29 protein-coding genes and 4 tRNA genes are annotated in these 26,512 nt (G+C 65.6%); 25 read left to right on the forward strand and 8 right to left on the reverse strand.

Translation table 11 applies throughout. The annotated features are described in order from the left end of the window. Positions 1-6 precede the first annotated feature (6 nt). Positions 7-1,659 (forward strand): alkaline phosphatase family protein, encoded by a 1,653-nt coding sequence (locus NUW81_RS00495; RefSeq protein WP_245109203.1) that lies wholly within the window; start codon positions 7-9, stop codon positions 1,657-1,659. Here NUW81_RS00495 and NUW81_RS00500 read toward each other — a convergent pair. Beyond that, a complete protein-coding gene (locus NUW81_RS00500) occupies positions 1,656-1,814 on the reverse strand; it encodes a hypothetical protein (RefSeq protein WP_245109205.1) in 159 nt (52 codons plus the stop codon). The two genes, NUW81_RS00495 and NUW81_RS00500, sit on opposite strands and share 4 nt — an antisense overlap. A 122-nt stretch (positions 1,815-1,936) precedes the next feature. Here NUW81_RS00500 and NUW81_RS00505 point away from each other — a divergent pair. The 10 genes from NUW81_RS00505 to NUW81_RS00550 all read left to right on the forward strand — a co-directional run bounded on the left by NUW81_RS00505 (position 1,937) and on the right by NUW81_RS00550 (position 10,863). Beyond that, positions 1,937-2,021 (forward strand) — tRNA-Leu (locus NUW81_RS00505). A 62-nt stretch (positions 2,022-2,083) separates the two neighbouring features. Beyond that, positions 2,084-3,616 carry a trigger factor gene (gene tig / locus NUW81_RS00510; protein ID WP_245109207.1) on the forward strand — a complete coding sequence of 511 codons (1,533 nt, stop codon included), beginning with the start codon at positions 2,084-2,086 and terminating at the stop codon, positions 3,614-3,616. Between the two features lie 4 nt (positions 3,617-3,620). Next, on the forward strand, positions 3,621-4,592 hold the full coding sequence (locus NUW81_RS00515; protein WP_245109210.1) for a glycosyltransferase: 972 nt from the start codon (positions 3,621-3,623) through the stop codon (positions 4,590-4,592). Between the two features lie 53 nt (positions 4,593-4,645). After that, positions 4,646-5,305 (forward strand): ATP-dependent Clp protease proteolytic subunit, encoded by a 660-nt coding sequence (locus tag NUW81_RS00520; protein ID WP_245109213.1) that lies wholly within the window; start codon positions 4,646-4,648, stop codon positions 5,303-5,305. 95 nt (positions 5,306-5,400) lie between these two features. Beyond that, positions 5,401-5,793: a J domain-containing protein gene (locus NUW81_RS00525; RefSeq protein ID WP_245109215.1), complete on the forward strand. Its 393-nt coding sequence runs from the start codon at positions 5,401-5,403 to the stop codon at positions 5,791-5,793. A gap of 213 nt (positions 5,794-6,006) precedes the next feature. Further along, positions 6,007-7,290, forward strand: coding sequence for an ATP-dependent Clp protease ATP-binding subunit ClpX (gene clpX, locus NUW81_RS00530; protein WP_245109217.1), 1,284 nt, complete (start codon positions 6,007-6,009; stop codon positions 7,288-7,290). A gap of 13 nt (positions 7,291-7,303) precedes the next feature. Beyond that, a complete protein-coding gene (locus NUW81_RS00535; RefSeq protein ID WP_245109219.1) occupies positions 7,304-7,834 on the forward strand; it encodes a CPBP family intramembrane glutamic endopeptidase in 531 nt (176 codons plus the stop codon). Between the two features lie 49 nt (positions 7,835-7,883). Beyond that, complete coding sequence (gene lon / locus NUW81_RS00540) at positions 7,884-10,283, forward strand: endopeptidase La (RefSeq protein ID WP_245109221.1); 2,400 nt, start codon at positions 7,884-7,886, stop codon at positions 10,281-10,283. A gap of 146 nt (positions 10,284-10,429) precedes the next feature. Next, positions 10,430-10,705 carry an HU family DNA-binding protein gene (locus NUW81_RS00545; RefSeq protein WP_245109222.1) on the forward strand — a complete coding sequence of 92 codons (276 nt, stop codon included), beginning with the start codon at positions 10,430-10,432 and terminating at the stop codon, positions 10,703-10,705. A gap of 83 nt (positions 10,706-10,788) precedes the next feature. Next, positions 10,789-10,863: transfer RNA gene (locus NUW81_RS00550), tRNA-Val, on the forward strand. A 163-nt stretch (positions 10,864-11,026) separates the two neighbouring features. On the opposite strand, the gene NUW81_RS00555 is transcribed toward NUW81_RS00550, so the two are convergent. Continuing rightward, the gene (locus NUW81_RS00555) at positions 11,027-11,728 is read right to left on the reverse strand and encodes a Crp/Fnr family transcriptional regulator (RefSeq protein WP_245109224.1); all 702 of its coding nucleotides are present in this window, start codon (positions 11,726-11,728) and stop codon (positions 11,027-11,029) included. A gap of 249 nt (positions 11,729-11,977) precedes the next feature. Between NUW81_RS00555 and NUW81_RS00560 the strand changes: the two genes are divergently transcribed. The 9 genes from NUW81_RS00560 to NUW81_RS00600 all read left to right on the forward strand — a co-directional run bounded on the left by NUW81_RS00560 (position 11,978) and on the right by NUW81_RS00600 (position 17,937). Then, positions 11,978-12,054, forward strand: a tRNA-His gene (locus NUW81_RS00560). Positions 12,055-12,092: 38 nt separating this feature from the next. Next, a complete protein-coding gene (locus NUW81_RS00565) occupies positions 12,093-13,145 on the forward strand; it encodes a Glu/Leu/Phe/Val family dehydrogenase (RefSeq protein ID WP_245109226.1) in 1,053 nt (350 codons plus the stop codon). A 40-nt stretch (positions 13,146-13,185) separates the two neighbouring features. Next, positions 13,186-13,920 (forward strand): heme ABC transporter permease CcmC, encoded by a 735-nt coding sequence (gene ccmC / locus NUW81_RS00570; RefSeq protein ID WP_245109228.1) that lies wholly within the window; start codon positions 13,186-13,188, stop codon positions 13,918-13,920. After that, positions 13,917-14,045, forward strand: a complete 129-nt coding sequence (ccmD, locus tag NUW81_RS00575; RefSeq protein ID WP_245109230.1) for a heme exporter protein CcmD — start codon at positions 13,917-13,919, stop codon at positions 14,043-14,045. The genes ccmC and ccmD overlap by 4 nt, the downstream gene beginning before the upstream one ends. After that, positions 14,042-14,491 carry a cytochrome c maturation protein CcmE gene (ccmE, locus tag NUW81_RS00580; protein ID WP_245109232.1) on the forward strand — a complete coding sequence of 150 codons (450 nt, stop codon included), beginning with the start codon at positions 14,042-14,044 and terminating at the stop codon, positions 14,489-14,491. Before ccmD ends, ccmE begins: the two co-directional genes overlap by 4 nt. Continuing rightward, positions 14,488-16,416 (forward strand): heme lyase CcmF/NrfE family subunit, encoded by a 1,929-nt coding sequence (locus NUW81_RS00585; protein WP_245109235.1) that lies wholly within the window; start codon positions 14,488-14,490, stop codon positions 16,414-16,416. Before ccmE ends, NUW81_RS00585 begins: the two co-directional genes overlap by 4 nt. Then, positions 16,410-16,928, forward strand: a complete 519-nt coding sequence (locus NUW81_RS00590; RefSeq protein ID WP_245109236.1) for a redoxin domain-containing protein — start codon at positions 16,410-16,412, stop codon at positions 16,926-16,928. Before NUW81_RS00585 ends, NUW81_RS00590 begins: the two co-directional genes overlap by 7 nt. Further along, positions 16,925-17,308: a cytochrome c-type biogenesis protein gene (locus NUW81_RS00595; protein ID WP_245109238.1), complete on the forward strand. Its 384-nt coding sequence runs from the start codon at positions 16,925-16,927 to the stop codon at positions 17,306-17,308. Before NUW81_RS00590 ends, NUW81_RS00595 begins: the two co-directional genes overlap by 4 nt. Next, the gene (locus NUW81_RS00600) at positions 17,305-17,937 is read left to right on the forward strand and encodes a tetratricopeptide repeat protein (protein WP_245109241.1); all 633 of its coding nucleotides are present in this window, start codon (positions 17,305-17,307) and stop codon (positions 17,935-17,937) included. The genes NUW81_RS00595 and NUW81_RS00600 overlap by 4 nt, the downstream gene beginning before the upstream one ends. Here NUW81_RS00600 and ald read toward each other — a convergent pair. After that, the gene (gene ald, locus NUW81_RS00605; RefSeq protein WP_245113604.1) at positions 17,916-19,025 is read right to left on the reverse strand and encodes an alanine dehydrogenase; all 1,110 of its coding nucleotides are present in this window, start codon (positions 19,023-19,025) and stop codon (positions 17,916-17,918) included. The two genes, NUW81_RS00600 and ald, sit on opposite strands and share 22 nt — an antisense overlap. Before the next feature lie 123 nt (positions 19,026-19,148). Between ald and NUW81_RS00610 the strand changes: the two genes are divergently transcribed. Together NUW81_RS00610 and NUW81_RS00615 are read left to right on the forward strand one after the other, a co-directional pair. Then, positions 19,149-19,715: a PRC-barrel domain-containing protein gene (locus tag NUW81_RS00610; RefSeq protein ID WP_245109244.1), complete on the forward strand. Its 567-nt coding sequence runs from the start codon at positions 19,149-19,151 to the stop codon at positions 19,713-19,715. Further along, positions 19,712-20,230, forward strand: coding sequence for a 2'-5' RNA ligase family protein (locus NUW81_RS00615; RefSeq protein WP_245109246.1), 519 nt, complete (start codon positions 19,712-19,714; stop codon positions 20,228-20,230). The genes NUW81_RS00610 and NUW81_RS00615 overlap by 4 nt, the downstream gene beginning before the upstream one ends. On the opposite strand, the gene NUW81_RS00620 is transcribed toward NUW81_RS00615, so the two are convergent. Beyond that, a complete protein-coding gene (locus NUW81_RS00620) occupies positions 20,227-20,640 on the reverse strand; it encodes a DUF3775 domain-containing protein (RefSeq protein WP_245109248.1) in 414 nt (137 codons plus the stop codon). The genes NUW81_RS00615 and NUW81_RS00620 overlap by 4 nt on opposite strands. Positions 20,641-20,779: 139 nt before the next feature. Between NUW81_RS00620 and NUW81_RS00625 the strand changes: the two genes are divergently transcribed. Further along, positions 20,780-20,856, forward strand: a tRNA-Met gene (locus NUW81_RS00625). Between the two features lie 24 nt (positions 20,857-20,880). On the opposite strand, the gene NUW81_RS00630 is transcribed toward NUW81_RS00625, so the two are convergent. Beyond that, on the reverse strand, positions 20,881-21,192 hold the full coding sequence (locus NUW81_RS00630) for a hypothetical protein (RefSeq protein ID WP_245109250.1): 312 nt from the start codon (positions 21,190-21,192) through the stop codon (positions 20,881-20,883). A gap of 119 nt (positions 21,193-21,311) precedes the next feature. Next, the gene (gene proB, locus NUW81_RS00635; RefSeq protein ID WP_245109252.1) at positions 21,312-22,469 is read right to left on the reverse strand and encodes a glutamate 5-kinase; all 1,158 of its coding nucleotides are present in this window, start codon (positions 22,467-22,469) and stop codon (positions 21,312-21,314) included. Between the two features lie 296 nt (positions 22,470-22,765). Between proB and NUW81_RS00640 the strand changes: the two genes are divergently transcribed. Continuing rightward, positions 22,766-23,533 carry a pyrroline-5-carboxylate reductase family protein gene (locus tag NUW81_RS00640; RefSeq protein WP_245109254.1) on the forward strand — a complete coding sequence of 256 codons (768 nt, stop codon included), beginning with the start codon at positions 22,766-22,768 and terminating at the stop codon, positions 23,531-23,533. A 53-nt stretch (positions 23,534-23,586) separates the two neighbouring features. Further along, positions 23,587-24,858 (forward strand): glutamate-5-semialdehyde dehydrogenase, encoded by a 1,272-nt coding sequence (locus NUW81_RS00645; protein ID WP_245109258.1) that lies wholly within the window; start codon positions 23,587-23,589, stop codon positions 24,856-24,858. Positions 24,859-24,922: 64 nt separating this feature from the next. On the opposite strand, the gene NUW81_RS00650 is transcribed toward NUW81_RS00645, so the two are convergent. Together NUW81_RS00650 and NUW81_RS00655 are read right to left on the reverse strand one after the other, a co-directional pair. Next, a complete protein-coding gene (locus NUW81_RS00650) occupies positions 24,923-25,519 on the reverse strand; it encodes an SDR family oxidoreductase (RefSeq protein WP_245109261.1) in 597 nt (198 codons plus the stop codon). A gap of 176 nt (positions 25,520-25,695) precedes the next feature. Beyond that, a complete protein-coding gene (locus NUW81_RS00655) occupies positions 25,696-26,325 on the reverse strand; it encodes a GNAT family N-acetyltransferase (RefSeq protein WP_245109263.1) in 630 nt (209 codons plus the stop codon). Positions 26,326-26,512 lie beyond the last annotated feature (187 nt).

The following is a 26,512-nucleotide window of genomic DNA, read 5'->3' on the forward strand; positions in this document are numbered from 1 at the left end:
AAACATATGCGTCTGACGGCCCCGCTCTTGGCAGCAACCATGATGGCGGGGCTGTCGGCCTGTGCCGCGACCCCCGAGCCAGTGGCGAGCGCGCCCGCGTCGGATATCGAGGTGCCCGAGGGGTCGCCCAAGCTGCTGGTCGTCATCTCGGTCGATCAGCTGTCGAGCCAGCTGATGACCGAATATCTGCCGCGCATGTCAGGCGGACTGAAGCGCGTCGCGACGATGGGCACGACCTTCGTCAACGGCTATCAGGCCCAGTCGGCGACCGAGACCTGTCCCGGCCACTCGACCATCCTGACCGGCAGTTTCCCTGCGCGCAGCGGCATCGTCGCCAACGACTGGTACGACTTCTCCACGGGCGGCGACTATGAAGTCTATTGCTCCGAGGACGTCGCGCGCCGCGGCGAATGGGGCGATCGCGATGTCATCAGCCCCGAGCACCTCCTCGTCCCGACGCTGGGCACCTATCTGAAGCGCGTCGATCCGCGCAGCCGCAACATCGCCATCGCGGGCAAGGACCGTTCGGCGGTCATGCTCGGCGGCCATGACGCCGACCAGCGCTGGTGGCTGAGCGAAGATGGCTGGTCGACCGACCTCGACGCGCCCGCGCCCGATGTCGTGACCAGCGCCACGCTGACGCTGCGCGGCATGATCGAGCAGGGCTCGGCGGGGCTGGAGGTTCCCGAATATTGCGCCTCCAAGCCCGATGTCGTGCTCGAGGGACGCGGCCCCATCGGCGACGACACGCTCGGCTGGGCGCCGGGCGATCGTATGGACTTCATGATGTCGCCGGCACAGGACGGCGCCGTCCTCGCGCTCGGCGCGGCGCTCATCGACGACATGGAGCTGGGACGCGACGACACGCCCGACGTGGTGTCGCTCGGCCTCGCCGCGACCGACTATATCGGCCACAAATACGGGCCGCAGTCGGGAGAGATGTGCCTCCAGATGTTCGCGCTCGACCGCAATCTCGACGGCTTCTTCAAGCTGCTCGACCAGCGCGGGCTCGACTATGCGGTCGTCCTCACCGCCGACCATGGCGGGCAGCCGATCCCCGAGCGCCTGGCGCTACAGGGCATCGAGGCCGAGCGCGTCGACGGCACCATCAACCGCCGCGCCCGTGCCAAGGTCACCGAGGTGCTCGACCTTCCGGAAAATTGGGTGGCGGGCGGCTATCCGGGCGACATTTACATCAATCCCGAGATCGAGGCATCGCGCCGCGGTGACGCCATCGCGCGTCTCGCCGCGGCCTATCGCGAGGATCGGCAGGTCGGCGCCGTCTTCACGCGCGACGAGATCATGGCGCAGCCGATCCCGACGGGTAATCCGACTGACTGGACGCTCCTTCAGCGCGTGCGCGCGACCTATCATCCGGCCCGCTCGGGCGATCTTTATGTCGTTGCGACGGAATATCTGACGCCGATCCCCAATCCCGTCGGCACCTATATCGCGACCCACGGCAGTCCTTATGAATATGACCGCCGCGTGCCGATCATCTTCTATCGCCCGGGCACGTCCGCCTTCTTGCGGCAGGATCCGGCACGCACGGTCGATATCCTGCCGACGGTGGCAGCGCATCTCGGCCTGTCGCTGGGCGATGCCGAACTGGACGGTGTGTGCCTTGACGGCGTGCACGGTGTGCGCTGCGCCGACTAGGCGAGCGGCGCGCCTACCGGATCGGGGGGCGGGGGCTTCTTGGGCTCGCCCGGCTGCGGCGGCGGCAGGTCGAGGCGCGGCACGGGCGCGATCCCGCAATCGGGTTCGGGGTCGGGATCGACCGGCGGATGCGGGCGGGGGGGTCGCGAGGCCATGGTGCAGCATCAACGCCACGCTTTGCTCGCCGGTTGCCCCGCCTGACCGATTTTTCACCGAGCATGGCTTGCCCCATGCGCTCATCTTGCTATAGCGCGGCGCACCTTCGGGCATGTGCCTCGCGGGCGTGGCGGAATTGGTAGACGCGCCAGATTTAGGTTCTGGTATCGCAAGATGTGGGGGTTCGAGTCCCTTCGCCCGCACCATCCCCGCCATCCAAGCGGCGGATCATGTCCATCATACGAATGAATTGGGACCAGTTGTTGAAATGAAGACCGTTGAAACCGAAAATGACGGCCTGAAGCGGGCCTACGATCTGACCATTCCGGCCAAGGACATCGAGGCCAAGGTCGAGGCCGAAATCAAGCGCGTCGCGCCGCAGGTCAAGATGCCCGGCTTCCGCCCCGGCAAGGTCCCGCCCAACCTCATTCGCAAGATGCACGGCGAAGCGCTCCAGGCGCAGGCGCTCGAGGAAGCGGTGCGCAGCGGCGTCGACAAGCTGATCGCCGACGAGAAGCTCAAGCCCGCCATCCAGCCCGACGTGAAGCTCGGTGACGGCTACGAACATGGCAAGGATGCCACGGTCGCGGTCAAGCTCGAAGTGCTGCCCGACGTGCCGACCCCCGCGATCGACGACATCAAGCTCGAGCGCCTGACCGTCGATGCCGGCGACAAGGTGATCGACGAGCGTCTCGGCGAACTGGCCAAGAACCAGAAAAGCTGGAAGGACGCGGCCAAGACCAAGAAGGCGGCCAAGGGCGACCTCGTCGTCATGGACTTCGTCGGTTCGGTCGATGGCGAGAAGTTCGAAGGCGGCAGCGCCGAGGACATGGAAATCGAACTGGGTTCGGGTCGCCTGATCCCGGGCTTCGAGGACCAGCTCGAAGGCGCCAAGGCGGGTGACGAGCGCACCGTCGAGGTGACCTTCCCCGAGGATTATCCGGCCGAGAACCTCAAGGGTAAGCCCGCCCAGTTCGCGGTCACTGTCAAGAAGGTCCGCGTCGAGGACGAGACCAAGGTCGACGACGAGTTCGCCAAGGCGCTCGGCCTCAAGGACCTCGAGCAGCTCAAGGGCCTCATCAAGGACCAGGCGCAGCAGGAACTCAACGGCCTGACGCGTACCCACATGAAGCGCCGCCTGCTCGACCAGCTCGCCGCGGGCCACGACTTCCCCGTGCCGCCGACCATGGTCGAGGCCGAGTATGACAACATCATGCACCAGCTTCGCCACGAAGCGAGCCATGAGGAAGATGCCGAGAAGGCGCTCAAGGAAATCGAGGCCGATGCCGACGACTACAAGGCGATCGCCGAGCGTCGCGTCCGTCTCGGCCTGCTGCTGTCGGAAATCGGCCAGCAGAACGGTGTCGAGATCACCCAGCCCGAGATGAACCGTCTCATCGCCCAGGCCGCGCAGCGTTACCCGGCCGAGCAGCAGACCCAGTTCCTCGAATATATCCGCAACAACCCGATGGCCGCCGCCCAGCTGCGCGCGCCGCTCTATGAAGAGAAGGTCGTCGACTTCCTCTTCGACAAGGCGGACATCACCGACCGCGAAGTGACCCGCGAGGAACTCGAGGAAAATCTCGAGCGCGAGGAAGACCTCGAGGCCGAAAAGTCCAAGGCGAAGGCCCCCAAGAAGAAGGCTCCGGCCAAGAAGGCCGACGACAAGAAGCCGGCTGCCAAGAAGGCGCCGGCCAAGAAGGCCGCGGCCAAGAAGGACGATGCCAAGCCGGCTGCCAAGAAGGCGCCGGCCAAGAAGGCACCGGCCAAGAAGGCACCGGCCAAGAAGAAGGCCGACTAACATCATGGCGGGGGCAGCAGCACCGCGGGTAGCCGTGCTGCTGCCCTGCTATAATGAGGAAGCCGCGATCGGCGCCACGATCGAGGGTTTCCGCAAGGTCCTTCCGGACGCGACCGTCTACGTCTTCGACAATAATTCGAAGGACCGCACGGTCGAGATCGCGCGCGAACATCGCGCGGTCGTCCGCAGCGTGACCCAGCAGGGCAAGGGCAATGTCGTGCGGCGCATGTTCGCCGACATCGAGGCCGACATCTACCTGATGGCCGATGGCGACCTCACCTACGATCCCGATGCCGCGCCCGAGATGGTGCGCATGCTGTGGGACGAGCAACTCGACATGGTCGTCGGCACCCGTCACCACGAGGATGCCGAGGCCTATCGCGGCGGCCACGTGCTCGGCAACAAGGCCTTCACCGCGCTGCTCGCCAGCCTGTTCGGGCGCAGCTTCACCGACATTTTCTCGGGCTATCGCGCCTTCTCGCGCCGTTACGCCAAGAGCTTCCCCGCTTCCTCAGAGGGTTTCGAGACCGAGACCGAGATGAGCGTCCATGCGCTCGAGCTGCGCATGCCGACGGGCGAGGTGGCAACCAAATATCTCGCGCGCCCCGAGGGTTCGGAGAGCAAGCTCAACACCTATTCGGACGGCTACCGCATCCTCAAGATGATCGGCACGCTGTTCCGCGTCGAGAAGCCGCGCGCCTTCTATGGCGGTATCGCGGCGGCGATCCAGCTGCTCGCCATCATCCTCGCCGTGCCGCTGTTCGTCACCTTCTTCCAGACGGGGCAGGTGCCGCGCCTGCCGACCGCCGTCCTTGTCACCGGCATGACCATCCTTGCCGCGATGATCTTTTTTGCCGGCCTCAACATCAGCGCCATCACCCGCGGGCGGCGCGAGATGCGCCGGCTCGCCTATCTCGCGCAGCCGGCACCCAATACGACCGACCGCCGGATCGCTTTTCACGACAATCAGGGTTGATCGCCGCGTCCGAATGACGATGTTGGGTCGAGACTGAAACTGAAGGATTGCCCATGAGCATCGATCACGAAGACATTGCCTCCGCCCTCGTTCCCGTCGTCGTGGAACAGTCCAACCGGGGCGAGCGCAGCTTCGACATCTATTCGCGCCTCCTGCGCGAGAATATCATCTTCGTGACCGGCCCGATCGAGGACAATATGGCCTCGCTCATCACCGCGCAGCTCCTGTTCCTTGAATCGGAAAATCCGAAGAAGGACATCTACATGTACATCAACTCGCCGGGCGGGGTGGTAACCGCGGGTCTCGCGATCCACGACACCATGCAGTACATCCGCCCGCGCGTCTCGACCGTGTGCATCGGCCAGGCCGCTTCGATGGGCAGCTTCCTGCTCGCCGCCGGCGAACCGGGCATGCGTGTGGCGCTGTCGAACAGCCGCATCATGGTGCACCAGCCCTCGGGCGGCGCGCGCGGCATGGCGGCCGACATCGAGATCCAGGCGCGCGAGATCCTTCGCATGCGCACGCGCCTCAATTCCCTTTATGCCAAATATACCGGTCAGCCGCTCGACAAGATCGAGAAGGCGATGGACCGCGACAGCTTCCTCGAAGCCGACGAGGCCAAGGAATTCGGCATCATCGACCAGGTCTTCGACAAGCGTCCCGAACCGGGCAAGGACAAGGACACCGGCGCGGGCGACGTGACCCCGAGCTAAGCTGAAGGGTGGGGCTGGCGCCCTGTTTAATTTCGGTTAATTGTTGCCCCGGTGCCTCTGTGCGCCGGGGCAATCTTTTGATAGAAGTTACGGTGATGAAACAGAGCCACTATGCGCTGCTCGGGGTGGCCGAGGATGCTGATCACGCCGAGATCCGCAGTGCCTATCATGTGAAGATGCGTAGCAGTCATCCCGATGTGAGCGGCGGGGGATCCGATCGCGCCTACCAGCTCAACGCGGCCTATTCGATTCTGTCCAATCCGGCGAAGCGCAAGGCGTATGACCGCGAACTCGAGGTCGAGCGCAGCGCGACCCGCGTGATCATCCCCAACACGCAGGGCAAGCGGCACCATCGCCATGACGGCCCCGTCAACACGGCCGAGCGCATCTATGACGGTCCACCGCGGATCATCTGGCTACTGCTGCTGGCGATTTTCCTCAACGTCGTCCTGCTGACCGGCATCTACCTGCAGGGTGGGTTCGAATAAGTAGGCGGATTTGCAAAGCTGCTGATTTCGGGCGGCTTTTTTGGAGGCTGGCCAAGGGTCGCCCTTGCGGCGGCCCGCGGATCGCTCCATATCGGAACAGAAGGAGCCATGCGCGCGGCGCGGGCGTTAATGATTTTCTGCGCTTGTCTGTGGCATGATATGCCCTAGCATGAGAGCTTCGCAACAGGCGCGAATGAAGGACGAGATACCAAGATGACCAAGCTTTCCGGCGGCAGCACTGACGGCAAGTCGACGCTCTACTGCAGCTTCTGCGGTAAGTCGCAGCACGAGGTGCGCAAGCTCATCGCCGGGCCGACCGTCTTCATCTGCGACGAATGCGTCGAGCTGTGCAACGACATCATCCGCGAGGAAACCAAGTCGAGCCTCGTCAAGACGCGCGACGGCGTGCCGACGCCGACCGAGATCAACGATGTGCTCGACGATTATGTCATTGGCCAGAAGCAGGCCAAGCGCGTGCTCTCGGTCGCGGTGCACAACCATTACAAGCGCCTCAACCACGGCGCGAAGGCGAGTGGCGAGGTCGAACTCGCCAAGTCGAACATCCTGCTCGTCGGCCCGACCGGCTGCGGCAAGACGCTGCTCGCCCAGACGCTGGCGCGCATCCTCGACGTGCCCTTCACCATGGCCGACGCCACGACGCTTACCGAAGCGGGCTATGTCGGCGAAGACGTCGAGAACATCATCCTGAAGCTGCTCCAGGCTTCCGACTACAATGTCGAGAAGGCGCAGCGCGGCATCGTCTATATCGACGAGATCGACAAGATCAGCCGCAAGGCGGACAATCCCTCGATCACCCGCGACGTGTCGGGCGAGGGCGTGCAGCAGGCGCTCCTCAAGCTCATGGAAGGTACCACCGCCTCCGTGCCGCCGCAGGGCGGGCGCAAGCATCCGCAGCAGGAATTCCTGCAGGTCGACACGACCAACATCCTGTTCATCTGCGGCGGTGCGTTCGCGGGCCTCGAGAAGGTCATTGGCGACCGTCTCCAGAAGAAGTCGATCGGTTTCGGCGCGCATGTCGCCGCGCCCGAGGAAAAGCGTGTCGGCGAGACGCTCAAGCATACCGAGCCCGAGGATCTCATGAAGTTCGGCCTCATCCCCGAATTCATCGGCCGCATGCCCGTCATCGCGACGCTCGAGGACCTGGACGAGGATGCGCTCGTCAAGATCCTCAAGGAGCCCAAGAACGCGCTCGTCAAGCAATATGCCAAGCTGTTCGAGATGGAGAATGTCGAACTCGTCTTCACCGATGATGCGCTGCTCGCCGTCGCCAAGAAGGCGATCGAGCGCAAGACCGGTGCGCGCGGCCTGCGTTCGATCCTCGAGGGCATGCTGCTCGATACCATGTTCGACCTGCCCTCGATGGAAGGCGTCGACGAGGTGCATATCGATGCCGAAGTGGTCGAAGGCCGCAAGGAGCCGGTGCGCGTCTATGCCAAGAAGGGCAAGGACAGCGCCGCCGGCGACAGCGCAGCGTAAGGGAGCGTAAGGGTTGAACGAGGTCGTGCCCGCCGTTCGTGACGGCGTCCGTCTGCCGGCCCTCGTGCCGCCCTTCCTCGCGCGCCCGACGCGGCCCGGGCTGACCCTCGTCCTTGCCTGGCTGACGACGATCCTCGGTTCGCTCATGCTGGCCGCGATCGTCCAGAGCATCGCGCCCCAGTCGGAGAGTCCCGATTTCACCGGCCTGTCGGGCGGGCTGGCGCTGTTCGCGCTCATCATCTTCGCGCCCTTCGTGGAAACGCTGATCATGGGGTTCTTCCTCTCGATCCTCCTGCGTTTCCTGTCGCCGGCATGGGCGATCATCGTCTCCGCCATCGGGTGGGGCATCGCGCATAGCGTGCAGGCGGCTGCCTGGGGGCTCGTCATCTGGTGGCCCTTCCTGATCTTCTCCACCCTCTATGTCGTGTGGAAGCAGCGCTCGCTCGCCTGGGGGCTTTTCATGCCCTTCATGGTGCATGCGATGCAGAACAGCCTGCCGGCACTGGCTGTCGCCTATCCGGAGCGTTTTGCCGGGCTGATGTAAGTCGCCCGCACCGCTTGTGAAGCGCGTCCCCCGCGCCCATATGGGGGACATGACCATTCGTACCCTTCCCATGCTCCCGCTGCGCGACATCGTCGTCTTCCCGCAGCGCATCGTTCCCCTGTTCGTCGGCCGCGAGAAATCGGTCGCGGCCCTCGAGGCCGCCATGGCCGAGGACAAGCAGCTTTTCCTCGTCGCCCAGCTCGATCCCGCCGAGGACGATCCCGCGCGCGACCAGATGTATGATCTCGGCGTCATCGCCACTGCCATGCAGCTCCTCAAGTTGCCCGACGGTACCGTTCGCGTGCTCGTCGAGGGCGCCCAGCGCGCGCGCCTCGTGAAGATCCACGAGGAAGAGGGCGGCCATGCCCGCGCCGAAGTGGAGATCATCGAGGAAGAAACGGTCGACGGGCCCGAGGCCGGCGCGTTGATGCGCTCGGTGCTCGACCAGTTCGAGAATTACGCCAAGCTCAACAAGAAGCTGCCCGCCGAAATGGGGGTCCAGCTCGCCGAGATCGACGATGCCAACGTGCTTGCCGACGCGGTCGCCTCCGCGCTGTCGGTCAAGGTGTCGGACAAGCAGGCGCTGCTCTCCGAACTCGACCCGGTCAAGCGGCTCGAGATGGTGTTCGCCTTCATGGAGGGCGAACTCGGCGTCCTGCAGGTCGAGAAGAAGATCCGCAGCCGCGTGAAGCGGCAGATGGAGAAGACCCAGCGCGAATATTATCTCAACGAGCAGTTGAAGGCGATCCAGCGCGAGCTCGGCGATGACGACGAGGGCGGTGACGAGCTGCAGGAACTGCAGGCCAAGATCCGCAAGACCCGCCTGTCGAAGGAAGCCAAGCAGCGCGCCGAAGCCGAACTCAAGAAGCTGAAAGCCATGGCGCCGATGAGCGCCGAGGCCACCGTCGCGCGCAACTATCTCGATGTGCTGCTCGCCCTGCCGTGGGGCAAGAAGAGCCGCCTCAAGCGCGACATCGAGGAAGCGCAGGGCGTCCTCGACGAGGACCATTACGGCCTCGAGAAGGTCAAGGACCGCATCATCGAATATCTCGCCGTCCAGGCGCGCACCAACAAGCTGAAGGGCCCGATCCTCTGCCTCGTCGGCCCGCCCGGCGTGGGCAAGACCTCGCTCGGCCGCTCGATCGCCAAGGCGACGGGCCGCGAGTTCGTGCGCCAGTCGCTGGGCGGCGTGCGTGACGAGGCCGAGATTCGCGGCCACCGCCGCACCTATATCGGCTCGCTCCCGGGCAAGATCGTCTCGAACCTCAAGAAGGCGGGTACCAACAACCCGCTGTTCCTCCTCGACGAGATCGACAAGCTCGGGCAGGACTTCCGCGGCGATCCGGCTAGCGCGCTGCTCGAGGTGCTCGACCCCGAACAGAACGCCAAGTTCAACGATCACTATCTCGAGATCGACTACGACCTGTCGGATGTCATGTTCGTGACCACCGCGAACAGCCTCGACATGCCGCAGCCGCTGCTCGACCGCATGGAGATCATCCGCCTCGAGGGCTATACCGAGGACGAAAAAGTCGAGATTGCGAAGCGCCACCTCATCCCCAAGCAGCTCGAGCAGCACGGGGTGAAGGAGGGGGAGCTGACCTTTACCGACGAGGGCCTGCGCGCGATGATCCGCCATTACACGCGCGAGGCGGGCGTCCGCACGCTCGAGCGCGAACTGGCCAAGGTCGCCCGCAAGGCGCTGCGCCGCATCCTCGAGAAGAAGGACGAAAGCGTCACGCTCACTCCCGACAATGTCGCCGACTATCTCGGCGTGCGCAAATATCGCTACGGCGTTGGCGAGGAAGAGGACCAGATCGGTGCCGTCACCGGCCTGGCCTGGACCGAAGTGGGGGGCGAACTGCTCACCATCGAGGCGGTCACGGTGCCCGGCAAGGGCCAGATCAAGACCACCGGCAAGCTTGGCGAAGTGATGCAGGAGTCGATCCAGGCGGCGATGAGCTTCGTCAAGGCGCGCTCGCCCAGCTACGGCGTGAAGCCCTCGATCTTCGCCAGGAAGGACATCCACGTCCACCTTCCCGAAGGCGCGGTCCCCAAGGACGGTCCCTCGGCGGGGGTCGGCATGGTCACGGCGATGATCTCGACGCTGACCGGCATCCCCGTGCGCCGCGACGTTGCCATGACCGGCGAGGTCACCCTGCGTGGCCGCGTGCTGCCGATCGGTGGCCTCAAGGAAAAGCTGCTCGCGGCGCTACGCGGTGGCATCAAGACCGTGCTCATCCCCGCGGAGAACGAGAAGGATCTCGTCGATATTCCGCAGAGCATCCGCGACGCGCTCGAAATCCTGCCCGTCGGCCATGTCGACGAGGTGCTCGCCCATGCGCTGACGCAGGAGATGACCGCGATCGAATGGTCCGATGCCGATGAACTGTCGACCGAGCCGCTCGTTCCGCCCACGGGCGGCGAGGAAGCTGCCGTCCGGCATTGATCTAAATTGGGGTGATCCGCCCTTTTTTGTCGAAAAAGCGCGGGTCACCCTTTGACAGTCGCTGTCGGAGGGGGTCTAACGGTTGCTTCTGTTCACCGGCGCCGGCGATTCCCTTACGCCAGGCGCGACGTTGGGAGGCGATACGCATGAACAAGCAGGAGCTGATCGGGGAGGTCGCCGAGCGGGCGGGTCTGAATCGCAGTGACGCGAGCCGCGCGGTGGAGACCATGCTCGAAGTGATCACCTCGACCTTGAAGCGCGGCGATGAAGTACGCCTCGTCGGTTTCGGCAATTTCTCGGTCACCGAGCGCAAGGCCTCGACGGGCCGCAACCCGCGCACCGGCGAGCCGATGCAGATCAAGGCGAGCCAGCAGCCCAAATTCCGTCCGGGCAAGGTCCTCAAGGACGCCGTCCAGAAGTAATTGGCAGAAATATCGGGCCAGCCTCAAGAAGGGGCTGGACAGGTCGGGCGGGCTTTCCTAAACGCCCGCCACCGACCGGCGATGGGCGCGTAGCTCAGTGGTAGAGCACACCCTTCACACGGGTGGGGTCGCAAGTTCAATCCTTGCCGCGCCCACCATCATCGGATCGACAAGCGACGGGCGCCCTTCCTCACCGGAAGCGGCGCCCGTCCTGTTTTCGGGGGTTGTGTCCGAAGGCGCCATGCGTGCCGTGCAGGCAAAGAAAAGGCCCGGGGTCCTTCTGGACCGCCGGGCCTTTTCTTTCGGTGCTGTCGCGCCGTCCTACTGGAGGTAGTCGGCGTGGAAGCTGGCGACGCGGCGCAGTTCGCCCGGCTCTTCGAAGAAGATGCGGCGGCCTTCGCGGCGGATGAGGCCCTGGCGCTCCAGATCGGCGAAGACGCGGTTGACGTTGACCGAGGTCTGGCCGGTGATGTCGGCGATCTGCTGCTGGGTGAAGGGGTTGGGCATGCCGTCCACTTCGGGGTTCGCCTTGGCGCGGGCAGCGGTCTCGAGCAGCAGGTGCGCGACGCGCGCGGTGCTGTCGCGGCGGCCGCAATTGACCAGCCATTCATAGTTGATGGCGGTTTCGCGCTGGACGAGGCGGAAGAAGAATTCGGTGATCTCGGGATGCGCCTTCAGCACCGGCTCGAGATCGCTTTCCTTGCCGATCATCACCTTCGAACGGACGATCGCCTGGATGCCATAGTCAAGGCTGCCGGGGCCAGGGAGGATGCCTTCGCCGGGGAATCGGAGGCCGACGATCTGGCGGCGGCCGGCTCCGTCCGACTTGAATTTGCAGAGCAGGCCCTGCGTGACGAACATCACCTCGTCGCGCGGGCTACCCGATTCGCGGAACGGGCGACGCGGTTCGACGTCCATCATGCGATGCGGGATCCCCGCGAGCGCCTTGGCCGCTTTCTGCGACAAACCCGCCTTCGTCAGCGTTTCGAGCAGGTCGATTCCGTCGCCATTACGCATTGCCATTACCGGCCATCCTTCCAATCTTCACTTCGTTTCGACAGTGCCTATAATATAGGTGTATAACCGACCGCAACAACTTGCGGATCCAATACATACGTATTCTGTGAGTGTTCGGCACTACGGGATTGGGGCCTTATGACGATCTCGCGACAGATTTCAATCCCGTATCAAAAGGGGACGTGAAACAGGCGCTTGCATCCGCGGGCAAGCCTGCCTAAAGGGTCGGCGCGTCCGGAGGGGCGCACCCTTGTGGCGATCGTAGCTCAGTTGGTTAGAGCACCGGTTTGTGGTACCGGATGTCGCGGGTTCAAGTCCCGTCGATCGCCCCATTTTCTTCCCTTGCACTGATGAGAGGCAGAGCCGGGCGATGACCACCCCCTGGGGCAACCCCCATTTCGACGATCATGAAGCGGTGCACTTCGTCACCGACCGCCAGAGCGGTCTCAAGGCGATCATCGCGCTTCATTCGACCGCGCTCGGTCCCGCCGCGGGCGGCACCCGTTTCTGGCATTATGCCGACGAGGAAAAGGCGCTCTCCGACGTGCTCCGCCTGTCGCGCGGTATGAGCTACAAGAATGCGATGGCGGGTCTTCCGCTCGGTGGCGGCAAGGCCGTGATCCTCGCCGACAGCGCGCGCAACAAGTCGCAGGCGCAGATTGCCGCCTTTGGCCGTGCGGTGAACCGTCTCGGTGGCCATTATGTCACCGCCGAGGATGTCGGCATCACCGTCGAGGACATGATCACCGTCAGCCACGAGACCGACCATGTCGCGGGCCTTCCCGTCGAGGAAGGTGCCGAGGTCGGCGGGGACCCGGGGCCGCACACCGCGCGCGGTGTCTATCTCGGCCTCAAGGCCGCGGTGAAGCGCAAGCTCGGCCGCGACGACCTGTCGGGCGTGCATGTCGCCATTCAGGGCGCCGGTAGCGTCGCGAGCCATCTCGCGCGCCGCCTCGCCGACGATGGTGCGAAGCTCTCCATCGCCGACGTCAATGTCGAGCGCGTCGAGGCGCTTGCCGCCGACACCGGCGCGACCATCGTCGATCCCGCCGACATCCTGTTCGTCGAGGCTGATGTGGTCAGCCCCTGCGCATTGGGCGCGATCCTCACCGAGGAAAGCATCGGCAAGCTCAACACGCAGATCATCGCGGGCGCGGCCAACAACCAGCTCGCCACCCCGGGCGACGGCCAGCGCCTCGCGGCGCGCGACATCCTCTATGCCCCCGACTATGTCATCAACGCGGGCGGCATCATCAACGTGTCGACCGAATATCTCGCCGACGGCGGGGCCGAACTGGTGCGCCAGCGCATCGACGCCATCCCCGGTCGCCTCGAGCAGATCTGGGACGAGGCCGCCAACAGCGGTCGCGATCCGGCCGCCGTCGCCGACGCGATGGCGCAGGCGCTGATCGGGCGCGCCTGAAGGCTGGAACACGGGGACGGGGAAGGCTAGACAGGGCGCAATGCATCGTTTCGCCAACCCCGCCCGCTTCCTGAAACTCGCCAAGCCAGCCACGGGCTGGACGCTTTGGCCGGGTCTCGTGCTGACGCTTGCCGGCTTCATCGCCGGGCTCTTCTACGTGCCTGCCGACTATCTGCAGGGCGACAGCTTCCGCATCCTCTATCTCCACGCCCCCTCGGCCTGGCTCGGCATGGCGGGCTGGAGCGGCATTGCCATCAGCGCCATTGCCACGCTGGTCTGGCGCCATCCGCTGGCCAGCCTCGCGGGCCGCGCCGTCGCGCCCGTCGGTGCGGTATTCGCCGCCATCTGCCTTGCCACCGGCTCGATCTGGGGGCGCCCGACCTGGGGGACCTGGTGGGAATGGGACGGGCGGCTGACCAGCATGCTGGTACTCTTCTTCCTCTACCTCGCCTATATCGCGCTGGCCGACGCCGAGCGCGCTCGCGGACCCGACAGTGAAGGGCGCATCGCCGCCATCTTCGGGCTGCTCGGCGCGATCAACCTGCCGATCATCCATTACAGCGTGCTGTGGTGGAACTCGCTCCACCAGGGCCAGTCGATCAATGTCCTCAAGGGCGAGAGCAGCATCGACGGTTCGATGCTGTGGCCGCTCGGTCTGACCTTCCTCGGCATGACGCTCATGTTCGTCGCCATCACGCTGATGCGGATGCGCGCCGACATCGCGCGGGTGAAGCTCGAAATGCGGCTCCAGCGCCGCGCGGAGGAGACACGATGAACCCCTGGCCCTTCGTGATCGGCGCCTATGGCTTCGGCATCCTCGCCATGCTCGGCCTGCTCATCCAGTCGTGGCGCGCCATGCGCAGCGCCGAAGCTGCCGCCGCCAAGGAGCGCCGCAGGTGAGCGCCGCGCCCAAGACCCAGCGCCTGACCCTCGTCATCCTCGCGCTCGTCGCCATCGGCGGCGCCGCGCTGCTGGCGCTCTGGGGGCTACAGGATCGCGCCGCCTATTTCGTCACCCCTAGCGACATCGCCGAGGGCACGGTCGAGACGGGCGTGCCGCTGCGCCTCGGCGGGATGGTAAAGGACGGCTCGATCGAGACCTATGGCGACGGCACCAGCTACCGCTTCGTCCTCGAGGACGAGCAGGCGGAAGCCGCCGTCACCTATCGCGGCATCGTTCCAGACCTCTTCGTCGAGGGCTCTGGCGCGGTCGCCGAAGGGCAGCTCATGCCCGGCGGCGAATTCGCCGCCAACCGTATCCTCGCCAAGCATGACGAGAATTACATGCCGCCCGAGCTGGCCGAGAGCGCCGAGCGCGCGACGGCAGAGACGGTCGCCGCCGAATGATTGCCGAACTCGGCCATGCCGCGCTGTGGCTAGCGGTGGCGCTGGCAGGGCTCCAGGTCGCGCTGGCGCTGACGGGCGGGGAGGGGACCGAGACGCGCCTTCGCGCCATTGCCGTGGTGCAGGCCATCCTCGCTGCGGTCGCCTTTGCCGCCCTGCTGCGCGTCTTCTGGATCACCGACCTGTCGGTCGAGCTGGTCGCGGCCAACAGCCATGCCGACAAGCCGCCCTTCTACAAGCTCGCCGCCGCATGGGGGAACCATGAGGGCTCGATGCTCCTCTGGGTGCTGCTCCTGTCCTTCTTCGGTGCGCTGATGGCGACTTTCTCCAAGGGGCTGGAGCCCAAGGTGCTGCGCGGTGCGCTCGGGATGCAGGGCGCGCTCGCGCTCGGCTTCTATGCCTTCCTCCTCCTGTCCTCCAATCCTTTCGCGCGGCTCGACCCGCCGGCGATCGAGGGCAGGGGATTGAACCCGCTGTTGCAGGACCCCGGCCTCGTCTTCCACCCGCCGATGCTCTACGTCGGCTATGTCGGCCTCTCGGCAGCCTTCAGCCTTGCCATTGGCGCGATGCTCGGCGGCCGCGTCGATGCCGCGCTCGCCCGTGCCATGCGGCCGTGGGTGTTGCTGTCCTGGACCTTCCTGACCGCAGGCATCCTCGCCGGATCCTATTGGGCTTATTACGAGTTGGGCTGGGGCGGTTACTGGTTCTGGGATCCGGTCGAGAATGCCTCGCTGCTGCCGTGGCTCGCGGCCACCGCGCTCCTCCATTCGGTCTCGGTGCTTGCCGCGCGCGAGGCATTGCGCGCATGGACGATGGTACTCGCGCTCATTGCCTTTGCCATGTCGATGCTCGGTACCTTCCTCGTGCGCTCGGGGCTCGTCACCTCTGTCCATGCCTTCGCGGTCGATCCCGAGCGCGGCACCTTCATCCTCATCCTGATGGCGCTCTATGTCGGCGGCGCGCTGGCGCTGTTCGGCGCGCGCATCGCCCATGTCCGCGAGGGCGCGCCCTTCGAACCGGCAAGCCGCGAAGGCGCGCTGGTCGCCAACAACCTCCTCCTGTCGGTCATCTTGGCATTGGTCCTGTTCGGCACCTTCTACCCGCTGATCGCCGAGGCCTTCGGCGCCTCCATCTCGGTCGGCCCGCCCTATTTCAACCTCGTCACCGGCCCGCTCGCGCTGATCCTCGTCGCGCTGCTGTTTGTCGGGCCGCTGCTCAGCTGGAAACGTCAGTCCAAGCCGCTGCCGAAAGGGATCGCCATCGCGGGCGTCGCCAGCCTCGCCATGCTGGTCGCCACCATCGCGCTCGGTTGGTCGATGAGCCTGCTTGAACGGCTCGGTCTCAGCCTCGGCACCGGCCTCGTCATCGCCAGCCTCGTGCCGCTCCTCATCCGCAAGCCGTGGCGCGCGCCGGTCCCCGTCTGGGGCATGGTCATCGCCCATCTGGGTGTCGGCGTCCTCACGGTCGGCATCGCCGCCGAAAGCGCTTTCACCACCGAGCGGCTCGCCGTCGTCCGCCCCGGCGAACGGGTCAGCGCAGGTCCGTGGCTGGTCGAGCTGCGCGGCGTGTCGCCGGTCGCAGGCCCCAACTGGACCGCCATCGAGGCGCGTCTCATTGCCTCGCGCGGTGACGGCGCCGACCTGCTCGTTCCCCAGCAGCGCCTGTTCAACGAGCCGCCCACCGCGACCAGCGAAAGCGCCATCATCACCCGTTGGGACGGACAGCTTTACGCCACGATCGGCAGGGGCAGCATCGACGAGGGCTGGCAGCTCAGGATCCTGTGGAAGCCGCTCGTCACGCTGATCTGGCTCGGTGGCCTGCTTATCGCGCTGGGCGGGCTCGTCTCGCTCGTCGGCCGCGCAGTGCGCGACTGGCGTGGCAGTCGCCAACCGCGCGAACCGCGCTACAGGGAGAAACGCTCGTGGTAAGACGCTTCCTGCCGCTCCTCATCGTTCTTGCGATTTTCGCCTTCATCGGTTGGCGGCTCGCCGATCCCTCGGACGCGCCCGACATCACCAGCCAGCTCGTCGGCAAGCCCGCGCCCGACCTCGCGCTCGAGCCCATCGTGCCCGGCAAGCCCGGTATCGACACGCTGGCCACCGGCGAGCCGCATCTCGTCAACCTGTTCGGCAGCTGGTGCAACCCGTGCATCGCCGAGGCGCCGCTGCTCGACGCCATCGCCGAAGCGGGCGTGCCTGTCACCGGCATCGCCGTGCGCGACACGCCCGAGGCCGTCGCCCGCTTCCTCGAGGATCATGGCGACCCGTTCACCGCCATCGGCAGCGATCCGCGCAGCGAGGCGGTCTTTGCGCTCGGGGCGACGGGCGTGCCCGAGACCTATCTCGTCGACGCGCAAGGCGTGGTGCGCGACCATGTGCAGGGGCCGCTGGTCCCCGCCGATGTCGAGCGTATCGTGAGCGCATGGGAGGCCCTGCGATGATCACCGTGCTCGCCCCGCTGCTACTCGCCGCCGCCAGCCCCGACTATGCCTTCGCCCAGCTCGAGGATCCGGCCCGCGAAGCCGAGGCGCAGGCGCTGATGGACGAATTGCGCTGCCTCACCTGCGAGGGCCAGTCGATCGCCGAGAGCAATGCCGACATGGCCGCCGACATGCGCCGCCTCGTGCGCAGCCGCATCGCCGAAGGGCAGCGCCCCGAGGAAGTGCGCGGTTGGCTGGTCGACCGCTATGGCGGCGCGGTCAGCTATCGCCCCGTCGGCAGCGATCCCGTCTCCTGGCCGCTGTTCGCGGCGCCGCTGCTGCTGCTCCTGCTTGGCTTCTGGATGGTGCGCCGCCGCTTCAAGCGGGGAGGGGACGAATGACCGGTTACCTGATCCTTTTGGGTCTCGCGGCCCTGTGCCTTCTCTTCCTGTTCTGGCGCGGCGTGCGGGGGGCTACCCTGACCCTGTCGGCCGCCGCGCTTCTGTTCGGCGGCGCCGGCTATGCGCTGTCGGGCAGCCCGTCGCTCGAGGGCAAGCCGGTGGCCGAGCGCCCCGCCCTGCCGAGCCCCTTGTCGCTGAAGGGCGCGCGCGAGGCCTTCTACGGCCGCTTCACCTGGCTCGACCAGTGGGCGATCCTGTCCGAGGGCTATGCCGCGCGCGGGCAGACCGCCGATGCCGCCGGTATCTATCGCTCGGCGCTGCGCGAACATCCGCAATCGGGGGCGCTCTGGTCGCTTTACGGCAATGCGCTGGCCGATCATGCGGGCACGCTCTCGCCCGCCGCCGACTTCGCCTATGACCGCGGCATAGCGCTGGCGCCCGAGCATCCGGGGCCGCGTTTCTTCAAGGCGTTGGCGCTGCTTCGGAGTGGCGATGCGGAGGCGGCGCTGCCGCTGCTCGACGCGCTCGCCGAGGAAGCGCCCGCCGGGGCAGACTGGCGCCCCCTCGTCGAGGGAGCGCGCAGCCTGGCCCGTGCGAGCGTCGAGCCTCAGGCCGCGACCGGCTCGTAAGGCAGGTCGGGGAAGGCTTCGGCCACCGCCGCGTGGCGGATCTTGCCGTCCGAGACGTTGAGACCGTTGGCGAGGTGCGCGTCGGTCGCCATCGCCAGTTCGGCGCCCTTGTCGGCAAGCGCCACCGCATGGGGCAGCGTCGCATTGTTGAGCGCGAAGGTCGACGTACGCGCCACCGCGCCGGGCATGTTGGCCACGCAATAATGGATGACGCCGTCGACTTCGTAGACGGGGTCGTCGTGGGTGGTCGGCTTCGAGGTTTCGAAGCAACCGCCCTGGTCGATCGCGATATCGACGATGACCGTTCCGCGCTTCATGAGCTTGAGCATTTCGCGGTCGACGAGCTTGGGCGCCGCCGCACCCGGCACCAGCACGGCGCCGATGACGAGATGGCTTTCCTCGAGCGCGCGTTCGATCATCGGCTTGGAGGCATATTGCGTCTTGATCGTCGAACCGAAATGCAGGTCGAGTTCGGCGAGGCGGTCGGGGTTGATGTCATAGATGGTGACATCGGCACGCATGCCGGTCGCCATCATCGCCGCGTTGATGCCGGCCACGCCGCCACCGATGATCGCGACCTTGCCCGGGTTCACGCCCGGCACGCCGCCGAGCAGCACGCCGCGGCCGCCCTTTTCCTTTTCGAGGTAATGCGCGCCGGCCTGGATCGACAGGCGGCCCGCGACCTCGCTCATCGGCTTGAGGAGCGGCAGCGTGCCGGCATCGCTCGTCACCGTCTCGTAGGCGATGCAGGTCGCGCCCGACTTGATCAGGCCTTCAGTCTGCGGCCGGTCGGCGGCGAGGTGGAGGTAGGTGTACAGGATGTGCCGCGGCTCGAGCATGGCGACTTCCTGCGGCTGCGGCTCCTTGACCTTGACGATCATGTCGGCGGCCTCGAAGACCGACTTGGCGTCGGGCATGATCTTCGCACCCGCCGCCACATAGTCCTCGTCGCTGAAGTCGATACCGCTGCCCGCCTTCGTCTCGACGAACATCTCGTGACCGCGCGCGGCGAGATGGGCGACCGACGACGGCGTGAGGCCGACGCGATATTCGTGGTTCTTGATTTCCTTGGGCACGCCGATGCGCATGCTCATGTCTCCTCTACTGACAATGGCCGCGCCTATAGACATCCAGCGCCGATTTGTCCCCCGCTAAAAGCCGGTTCGCTCGCCCGAGGTGAACGGCAGGGGCGCCTCATGCATTGAGCCGTGATGGAAGATGTCGCCCGCCTCGTCGCGCCGATCGCGATCACCGTCGCCGCGCTGGTCACCGCCTCCAACCTCGGGGCAAGGATCACCGGCATCGGCTTTGTCATCTTCACCATCGGCTCGGTCGCCTGGTTCATCGTCGGCCTGACGACGGGGCAGGGCGGGCTAATGTGGCAGAATGTCGTCCTCTTCTTCATCAACATCTTCGGTGTGTGGCGCTGGCTCGGCCGGCGCGCGGCGATGGAGAAGGGCGGCGAGGACGCGCAGCGCCAGAGCGAGGAGGGCGCTGGGCAGGGGCTGGTGCCGCTGTCGAAATTCGTGGGGATGGAGCTTTGCAATACCGACGGGACGAAAGTGGGCGGCATCGTCGATGCCATGCTCGGCGAGCGTGACGGGCGCCTCGTCTACGCACTCGCCTCGACCGGCGGCGTCGCGGGCGCCGGCGAATCTCTCCACCGCGTCGACTGGCGCGAATTGCGCCTCGCTGACGGCAGCTTGCGCCTCGGCGAGTCGGCAGCGGCGCTCGGCACACGCCCCGCGGTCGAGCGCGACCATTGGCCGAGCGCATGAGCGGGGCGCTCATCGTCACCGCTGCCCTGGGCAAGGCCGATCATGGCCGGCTGACCGCCGAGCGCACCGCGCATTTCCCGCCCGAGCGTAACTATCTCGATGCGCACCTGACCATGTTTCACGCCCTGCCGCCAAGTGCGGAGGCCGAGGCGAGCGGCGTGCTGTCGCGCCTCGCCCGAGAGCATCGCGCGCCCGATGCCAGGCTCGCCAGCCTGATGTCGCTGGGGCGGGGGGTGGCCTATAGGGTGGAGAGCGAGGAGCTGGTGCGGCTGCGCGCGCTCGTCGCCGACCATTTTTGCGGGCTCCTGACCGCACAGGACAGCGGCGGGTGGCGTCCCCATGTCACGATCCAGAACAAGGTGACCCCCGCCGAGGCCAAGGCGCTGCTGGCGGCGAAACAGGCCGAGTTCACCCCGCGCCCGCTGAAAATCGCGGGGCTGGCGCTCTATCGCTACATGGACGGGCCGTGGGACGCGCTGGGGCGTTGGGCCTTTTCGGGCAAGGCGCGGCCTTAGGTGACCGAACCCACATTGTCGCAATCGAGGTCGAACACGGCCATGCCCTGTTCGAGCATCGAGGCAAGCATCGGGGTCTCGAGCAGCGTCTCGACGATATTGCTGTCCTCGCCAGCGGTCTCGAGCGCTTCCTTCCACTCGTTTTTCTCATAGTCGCCGCGACCGAGCAGCACGAAGGCAAGCACTTCGGCCTGCTGGTCGTCGGCAAGGTCGTCGATCACCCCCGCCAACTCCTCCTCGACACTGGTGTTGATGTCGTCGTCGAGTACCGAAAAGGCCTCGTCGTCATCATCGCCGTCGACATTGTCGGGGCTCTCGTCACTGTCGTAATTGGTCGGGATCTGCGCTTCATATTCGCGGGCGCGGAGGATGATGCGGCAGAGCGTGTCGATCGGTGTTGCGGGTTCCATATGTGCCCATCTTTCGAATGTTCGAATTGCCCATCCAACGAGGGGTGAAGATCGCGGTTCCAAAGCGATTGACGAACATGGAAGTCGTCCTTATAGGCTCGCATCCGCAGCGACGGATTGCCGTCGCCAAGGCCCATGGGGCGGAGTAGCTCAGCTGGTTAGAGCAGCGGAATCATAATCCGCGTGTCGGGGGTTCAAGTCCCTCCTCCGCTACCATTTCCCCATCACATCGCTGTTGCGCTAGCGAAAGGCGCATTTTGCCGCGGAGGTCGAGATGACCAGCGCCGCCTCGGGGTCGTTCCACGCCGCGACATGGTCGATGAGGAGCGCCACGGTCATGCGTTCGCGGTCGGCCTTCAGCCGCTTGGCGAAGCGCGAGACGTCGCGGATCTGGTCGGTCGACAGGCGGTCGACCCACTCGCCCGCCATGCAGGATGCCATTTGCGGCGGCACGCCCGCATCGGCGAGGCTGCTCTCGACCCGTTGCTCGGTCACGCTCGCGCAGCCGGCTAGCAGGAAAAAGGCGGCGAGGACGCCCGTTGACCGGGGCACCCGTCGCCGCCTGTGCGGTCGCTCCCCGACTGGATGGGGTTGGCAGGCCATGTCGCTTCCTTTCCGTCGGATACGACGAGGAAACGAACCATGCGGTGCTTAGTTCGAAAGCGCGGAGCCTAGCCAACTGCGGCCAGTTCGCGTTCCTCGGGGCGGTCCCACGACAGGTTGTGGTCGCCGAGCAGCGCGAAATCGCGCGCCGCGATGATGTCCGAGTGGCTGTTGTAGCCGAGCACATCGCCCACTTCCTCGTCCGAACAGCGCACGAGAAGTTCGGTTTCGTTGGACGAGAAGTTGGTCAGTCCACGACCGATCTCGATCCCCGCTTCGTCGAAGACGTGTAGCACGTCGCCCTTCTGATATTCGCCGCTGGTCGCCAGCAGGTCGGCGGTGCCGATCCCGTCCTTGCCGCCGCGCAGGCCCTCTGCGGCCCTGGCGGTCACGGTGACGCTGCCCGCCATCTGGAGACGGTCGGTGAGCCAGACGCGCCATGCCGATTGCGGATCGCCCTGCGCGAGGCAATGGGTATGGCGGCGTTCGCCCTCGAGGACGCTCGAGATGGGGCGCTCGATGATCCCCCTCGCGATGCGCGCGCTGGTGCCCGCATTCTGCGCCATGTTGGCGGCCTGCATCTTGGTCAGCATCCCGCCCGAGCCGAGCAGCCCCTTGCCCTTGGTGGCATCGAGAAAGTCGGCGACGTCGGTCACTTCGGGGACGAACTGCGCGCCCTCCTCGCCCGGCGGACGGTCGTAGAGCCCGTCGACATCGGTCAGCATGACGAATTCGTCGGCATGGATCATCTGCGCCACCTTCGCGGCAAGCCGGTCATTGTCGCCGACGCGGATTTCCTTGGTCGTGACCGTGTCATTCTCGTTGACGATCGGCAGGATGCCGTTCTTGAGGAGGCGCTCCACCGTATTCTTGGTATTGAGATAGCGGCGGCGGTTTTCCATTTCCTCCGACGTCAGCAGCACTTGCGCGATGCCGATCCCGAACTCGAGCGCGACCTGCTTCCATGCGTTGATGATCAGCGGCTGTCCGCAGGCCGCGGCGGCCTGCTTGTCCTGCAGACCCGCATCGCCCGGTGCGACCCCGATCATGTCGAGGCCGATGGCCGCGGCGCCCGAGGACGTCAGCACGACCTCGTAACCCTTGGCCCGCAGCGCAGCGATGTCGGCCATCAGCCCGTGCATGAAGGCAAAGCGCGGTGCGCGTTCTTCTTCACTGACCACGAGGCCGCTGCCGACCTTGATGACGATCCGCTTGTTATCACTCACAAAAATTCTCCGATCTCGATTTCGCAATGAAACTAAAGGGTTCGAGCCGAAAAATCAAACCATCTGGATACGGCGATCAAGTCATTATCAAGTAAAGATGGCGATCCGTACTATAGTGCAAGTGCCAATGTGAAGATTTTACACCTGTTCTTGCGGCAACTTGAATTTGGCACGACTTGGCTGGCTGGCGGTTGAAACCATCGGACCGCTCCTTTATTACTGAAGCAGATTTAAACGAGAGAAAACGCACGCAAGATGATGTTTGCGGGGGAGAAAAAATACTGATGAAAATTCTGATGGCCGGATGCGGAAACATGGGCGGCGCGATGCTGTCGCGCTGGACGGGGGGCGAGCTTCCCGCGATCACGGTGGTCGACCCCGCCGGCATCGACACGCCCAACCGCGTTCGCCACGTCCGTTCGATCGATGCACTGAAAGGCGAGCGTTACGATGCGCTCATCGTCGCGGTGAAGCCGCAGATGATGGAAGACGTGTTGCCGCCCTATGCCAACCTCCTGCGGCCCGGCGCCTTCGCGCTGTCGATTGCCGCCGGTGTGCCCACCAGCCGCATCTCCCGCCTTCTTGGCGACCTGCCGGTGGCCCGCGTCATGCCAAACCTTCCTGCCGCCTGCGGGCAAGGGATGAGCGCGGTGTTCGCTCAGGAGGGCATTACGGCCAGCCAGAAGATCCTGGTCGGCAAGCTGGTTTCGGCAACCGGCGAGATCGCCTGGCTCGAGGAGGAGGGGCGGATCGACATGTTCACCGCGCTTGCCGGTTCGGGCCCCGGCTATGTCTTCGAGATCATGCGCGCCTTGCAGGAAATCGCGCAAGCGCGCGGCTTTACACCTGCCGAGGCTCGCCAGATCGCGGTCGAGACGGTGGCCGGCGCGGGCGAACTGGCCCGCCGCGACCCGCGCAGCCTCGAACAGTTGCGCAATGACGTGACCAGCCCTGGCGGCACGACCGATGCTGGCCTCACCGTCCTGCGCCGTGACGGCGGGGTGGGGGACCTTCTCGAAAAGACCGTCGATGCCGCCTTCGACCGTGCGGTCGAGCTGCGCTGACCGGCGCGCTCCCGCACATGACCAACAATATTCCAGACCGGAGAAACGACACAATGGCCGATATCGAGCCAACCAATCCTACCACCTATGTCGGTGAACTCGCCCGCCGCGCCAAGCGCGCCGCCGCGCGCCTCGCCACCGCCACGACCGATGAAAAGAACCTCGCCATCCGCAAGGGCGCCGACGCGCTGATCGAGCGTAGCGATGCCATTCTTCGCGCCAATGCGCGTGACATCGACAATGCCCGCGCCGCCGGCAAGAACGAGGCCTTCATCGACCGCCTCGCGCTCGATGCGTCGCGGATCGAGGCGATGGCCGAGGGCATGCGTACCGTCGCCGACCTTGATGATCCCGTGGGCCGCACGCTCGCGACCTTCGACCGACCCAATGGCCTGAAGATCGAGCGCGTTGCCGTGCCCATCGGCGTCATCGGCATGATCTACGAATCGCGCCCCAATGTCGGCGCCGATGCCAGCGCGCTCTGTCTCAAGAGCGGTAATGCCGTGATCCTTCGCGGCGGCTCGGACAGCCAGAACAGCGCGCGCGAGATCAACGCCGCCATCGCCGAAGGTCTTGCCGCAGCGGGGCTGCCCAAGGAAGCCGTGCAGGTCATCGGCACGACCGACCGCGCCGCGGTCGGCGCGATGCTCGAGGCCGTCGGCAAGATCGATCTCATCATCCCGCGCGGCGGCAAGTCGCTGGTCGAGCGGGTGCGCGACCAGGCCAAGGTGCCCACGCTCCTCCACCTCGACGGCAATTGCCACAGCTATGTCCATGCCGGTGCCGACCTCGAAAAGGCGGTCCGCGTCGTGCAGAATGCCAAGCAGCGCCGCCTCGGCGTTTGCGGGGCGACCGAGAGCCTCGTCGTCGACCGTGCGATCGCGGCCGACTACCTTCCCAGGCTCAAGGAAGCGCTTGGTGATTGCGAATTGCGCGGGGACGAGGACGCGCTGCGGTTCCTCCCCGGCATCAAGGCCGCGACCGAGGCTGACTGGGGCGAGGAATATCTCGACAACATCCTGTCGGTGAAAGTCGTCGACGGCCTCGATGAAGCGGTCGAATTCGTCTCGGAGCATCATTCGGGCCACACCGACGCCATCCTCACCGAGGACGATGAGGCTGCGCGCCAGTTCATGACGCGCGTCGACAGCGCGGTGGTCATGCACAATGCCTCCACGCAATTTTCCGATGGCGGCGAATTCGGCATGGGTGCCGAGATCGGCATCGCCACCGGTAAGATGCACGCCCGCGGCCCGGTCGGACTCGAGCAATTGTGCAGCTTCCACTATCGCGTCCATGGAGAAGGGCAGACCCGCCCCGCCTAGGACTTGAAACCGTCCGTAGGATCGGGCTCCGGCAGCGATGCCGGGGCCCGATCCGTTTTCGCCGTCAGCGGCTTTCGAGCTCGACCACCCGATTAAGCAGCAGGTCATCGTCGACCGCGCGCGCCAGTACCGCCGCCACATCGCCGCGATGGGCCTTGCCCTCGGGGTCGACCCCGTCGCCGATCGTCATGTCGCGCTGCCCATCCTCTTCGGTGAGCGCGACCGGGCGGACAATGACATAGTCGAGGCCCGAGGCCTTGAGATGTTCATCGGCGGCGTGCTTGGCCTCGAGATAGTGCGCAAGGTCGCTTTCGGGATCGGGATCGCCCGCGCCGATCGAGCTGAGCATGACGAAACGCGATACGCCCTTGGCCTTTGCGCGATCGATCAGCGCCTTGGCACCGTCGCGGTCGACCTTGTCCGTCATCTCCTCGCTGGTGTCGCCACCCGAGCCAGCCGCGAAGACGACGACGTCGGCTCCCTCGCAGACATCATCGGCAAGGTCGGTAAGGTCCGCTTGGCGCGTTTCGACACCGTGCGGCAGGACCGAGGTGTCCGAGCTCTCGCGCACCATGGCGACCGGATGGTGGCCTGCCTCGTCGAGCTGGCGGGTCAGGCGGGCGCCGGTCTTGCCGGTGGCGCCGGCAATCAGAATGTTCATGGGAAAGTCCTGCTGTTGGGAATGACGTACGATCATCCAACGGGCAGGCGGGGAGGGTGATCCGGAGCGCCGCTCGAGTTGCGGCGGATACAAATGGAAATGGGGCAGCTCTCACCCAGAACTGCCCCACCCCCGTTCTTCACACGCGTATCAGGAAGATGCGAGCGGGTTTCCCCCTAATATTCGCGCGCGAAGAGGATGGCCCGGAAACCGCGGTAGATGCGCTCGTCATAAGCGCGGAACCCCAGTTTGCGGGCGATATGGATCGAGGCCAGGTTTTCGTGATGCACCATCGCGACGGTGCGCGTGGCGATCAGCCGGTCCTCGGTGAACTGCAGTGCGGCGAGCGCGGCTTCCTGCGCATAACCACGGCCCTGGAAGGGCTTGCGGATGGTCCAGCAGGCTTCGGGATTGCCGTCGAAGCCCTGACCGATCTCGCGGTTGAAATTGCCGAAGCCGACCTCGCCGACGAAATGGCCGCTGTGCTTTTCGAAAACGGCGAAGAGGCCGTAATCGAGGAGCGTCCAGTGGCCGACCTGGCGGCACAGGCGGGTAAAGGCTTCGTCCGAACCCATCGGACCACGGTCGGAATAGGTGAAGGCGTCGGGATCGGCGAGCATCGCCGAATAGGCCGGAAGGTCATCGATCGTGACGGGGCGCAATTGCAGCCGCTCGGTCTCGACGAAGCATTCGGCGAAGATGAGGTCCTTGGCGACATCCTTGGTGATGTCGCGCATCGCGGCGTGGGCGAGCATGCTGCTCAGCTTGCCGTCGACGGCCTCGTTGATCTCGTTGGTGTCGAACATGATCCGCTCTCCTTCACTCTGGCACTGGCGGTTACTGGAAGCGGACGAACTTTCGCGGGATGCAGCTCGTCCGCTTCAAACCGGCTCAGGCAACGAGCACTTCCTGCTCGGCCGGGGCATTGGCGCCCATGATGCTGATGGTGCCGCCGAAGGTGCTGGCGGTCAGGACGATGGCCAGAAGGCCGAT

The organism is Sphingomicrobium aestuariivivum, from assembly GCF_024721585.1.
GTDB classification, from domain to species: Bacteria; Pseudomonadota; Alphaproteobacteria; order Sphingomonadales; family Sphingomonadaceae; genus Sphingomicrobium; species Sphingomicrobium aestuariivivum.

Bases quoted from the DNA above. Each gene is read 5' to 3' on its own strand.
- NUW81_RS00655 (WP_245109263.1), bottom strand. From the start codon at position 26,325: ATGTTCGACACCAACGAGATCAACGAGGCCGTCGACGGCAAGCTGAGC.
- lon (WP_245109221.1), top strand. From the start codon at position 7,884: ATGACCATTCGTACCCTTCCCATGCTCCCGCTGCGCGACATCGTCGTC.
- NUW81_RS00620 (WP_245109248.1), bottom strand. From the start codon at position 20,640: ATGGAACCCGCAACACCGATCGACACGCTCTGCCGCATCATCCTCCGC.
- NUW81_RS00555 (WP_245109224.1), bottom strand. From the start codon at position 11,728: ATGGCAATGCGTAATGGCGACGGAATCGACCTGCTCGAAACGCTGACG.
- ccmD (WP_245109230.1), top strand. From the start codon at position 13,917: ATGAACCCCTGGCCCTTCGTGATCGGCGCCTATGGCTTCGGCATCCTC.
- ald (WP_245113604.1), bottom strand. From the start codon at position 19,025: ATGCGCATCGGCGTGCCCAAGGAAATCAAGAACCACGAATATCGCGTC.
- NUW81_RS00645 (WP_245109258.1), top strand. From the start codon at position 23,587: ATGGCCGATATCGAGCCAACCAATCCTACCACCTATGTCGGTGAACTC.
- NUW81_RS00595 (WP_245109238.1), top strand. From the start codon at position 16,925: ATGATCACCGTGCTCGCCCCGCTGCTACTCGCCGCCGCCAGCCCCGAC.
- NUW81_RS00610 (WP_245109244.1), top strand. From the start codon at position 19,149: ATGGAAGATGTCGCCCGCCTCGTCGCGCCGATCGCGATCACCGTCGCC.
- NUW81_RS00650 (WP_245109261.1), bottom strand. From the start codon at position 25,519: ATGAACATTCTGATTGCCGGCGCCACCGGCAAGACCGGCGCCCGCCTG.
- NUW81_RS00520 (WP_245109213.1), top strand. From the start codon at position 4,646: ATGAGCATCGATCACGAAGACATTGCCTCCGCCCTCGTTCCCGTCGTC.
- NUW81_RS00515 (WP_245109210.1), top strand. From the start codon at position 3,621: ATGGCGGGGGCAGCAGCACCGCGGGTAGCCGTGCTGCTGCCCTGCTAT.
- NUW81_RS00615 (WP_245109246.1), top strand. From the start codon at position 19,712: ATGAGCGGGGCGCTCATCGTCACCGCTGCCCTGGGCAAGGCCGATCAT.
- ccmC (WP_245109228.1), top strand. From the start codon at position 13,186: ATGCATCGTTTCGCCAACCCCGCCCGCTTCCTGAAACTCGCCAAGCCA.
- NUW81_RS00495 (WP_245109203.1), top strand. From the start codon at position 7: ATGCGTCTGACGGCCCCGCTCTTGGCAGCAACCATGATGGCGGGGCTG.
- NUW81_RS00545 (WP_245109222.1), top strand. From the start codon at position 10,430: ATGAACAAGCAGGAGCTGATCGGGGAGGTCGCCGAGCGGGCGGGTCTG.
- tig (WP_245109207.1), top strand. From the start codon at position 2,084: ATGAAGACCGTTGAAACCGAAAATGACGGCCTGAAGCGGGCCTACGAT.
- NUW81_RS00500 (WP_245109205.1), bottom strand. From the start codon at position 1,814: ATGGCCTCGCGACCCCCCCGCCCGCATCCGCCGGTCGATCCCGACCCC.
- NUW81_RS00640 (WP_245109254.1), top strand. From the start codon at position 22,766: ATGGCCGGATGCGGAAACATGGGCGGCGCGATGCTGTCGCGCTGGACG.
- NUW81_RS00565 (WP_245109226.1), top strand. From the start codon at position 12,093: ATGACCACCCCCTGGGGCAACCCCCATTTCGACGATCATGAAGCGGTG.
- clpX (WP_245109217.1), top strand. From the start codon at position 6,007: ATGACCAAGCTTTCCGGCGGCAGCACTGACGGCAAGTCGACGCTCTAC.
- NUW81_RS00585 (WP_245109235.1), top strand. From the start codon at position 14,488: ATGATTGCCGAACTCGGCCATGCCGCGCTGTGGCTAGCGGTGGCGCTG.
- NUW81_RS00525 (WP_245109215.1), top strand. From the start codon at position 5,401: ATGAAACAGAGCCACTATGCGCTGCTCGGGGTGGCCGAGGATGCTGAT.
- NUW81_RS00600 (WP_245109241.1), top strand. From the start codon at position 17,305: ATGACCGGTTACCTGATCCTTTTGGGTCTCGCGGCCCTGTGCCTTCTC.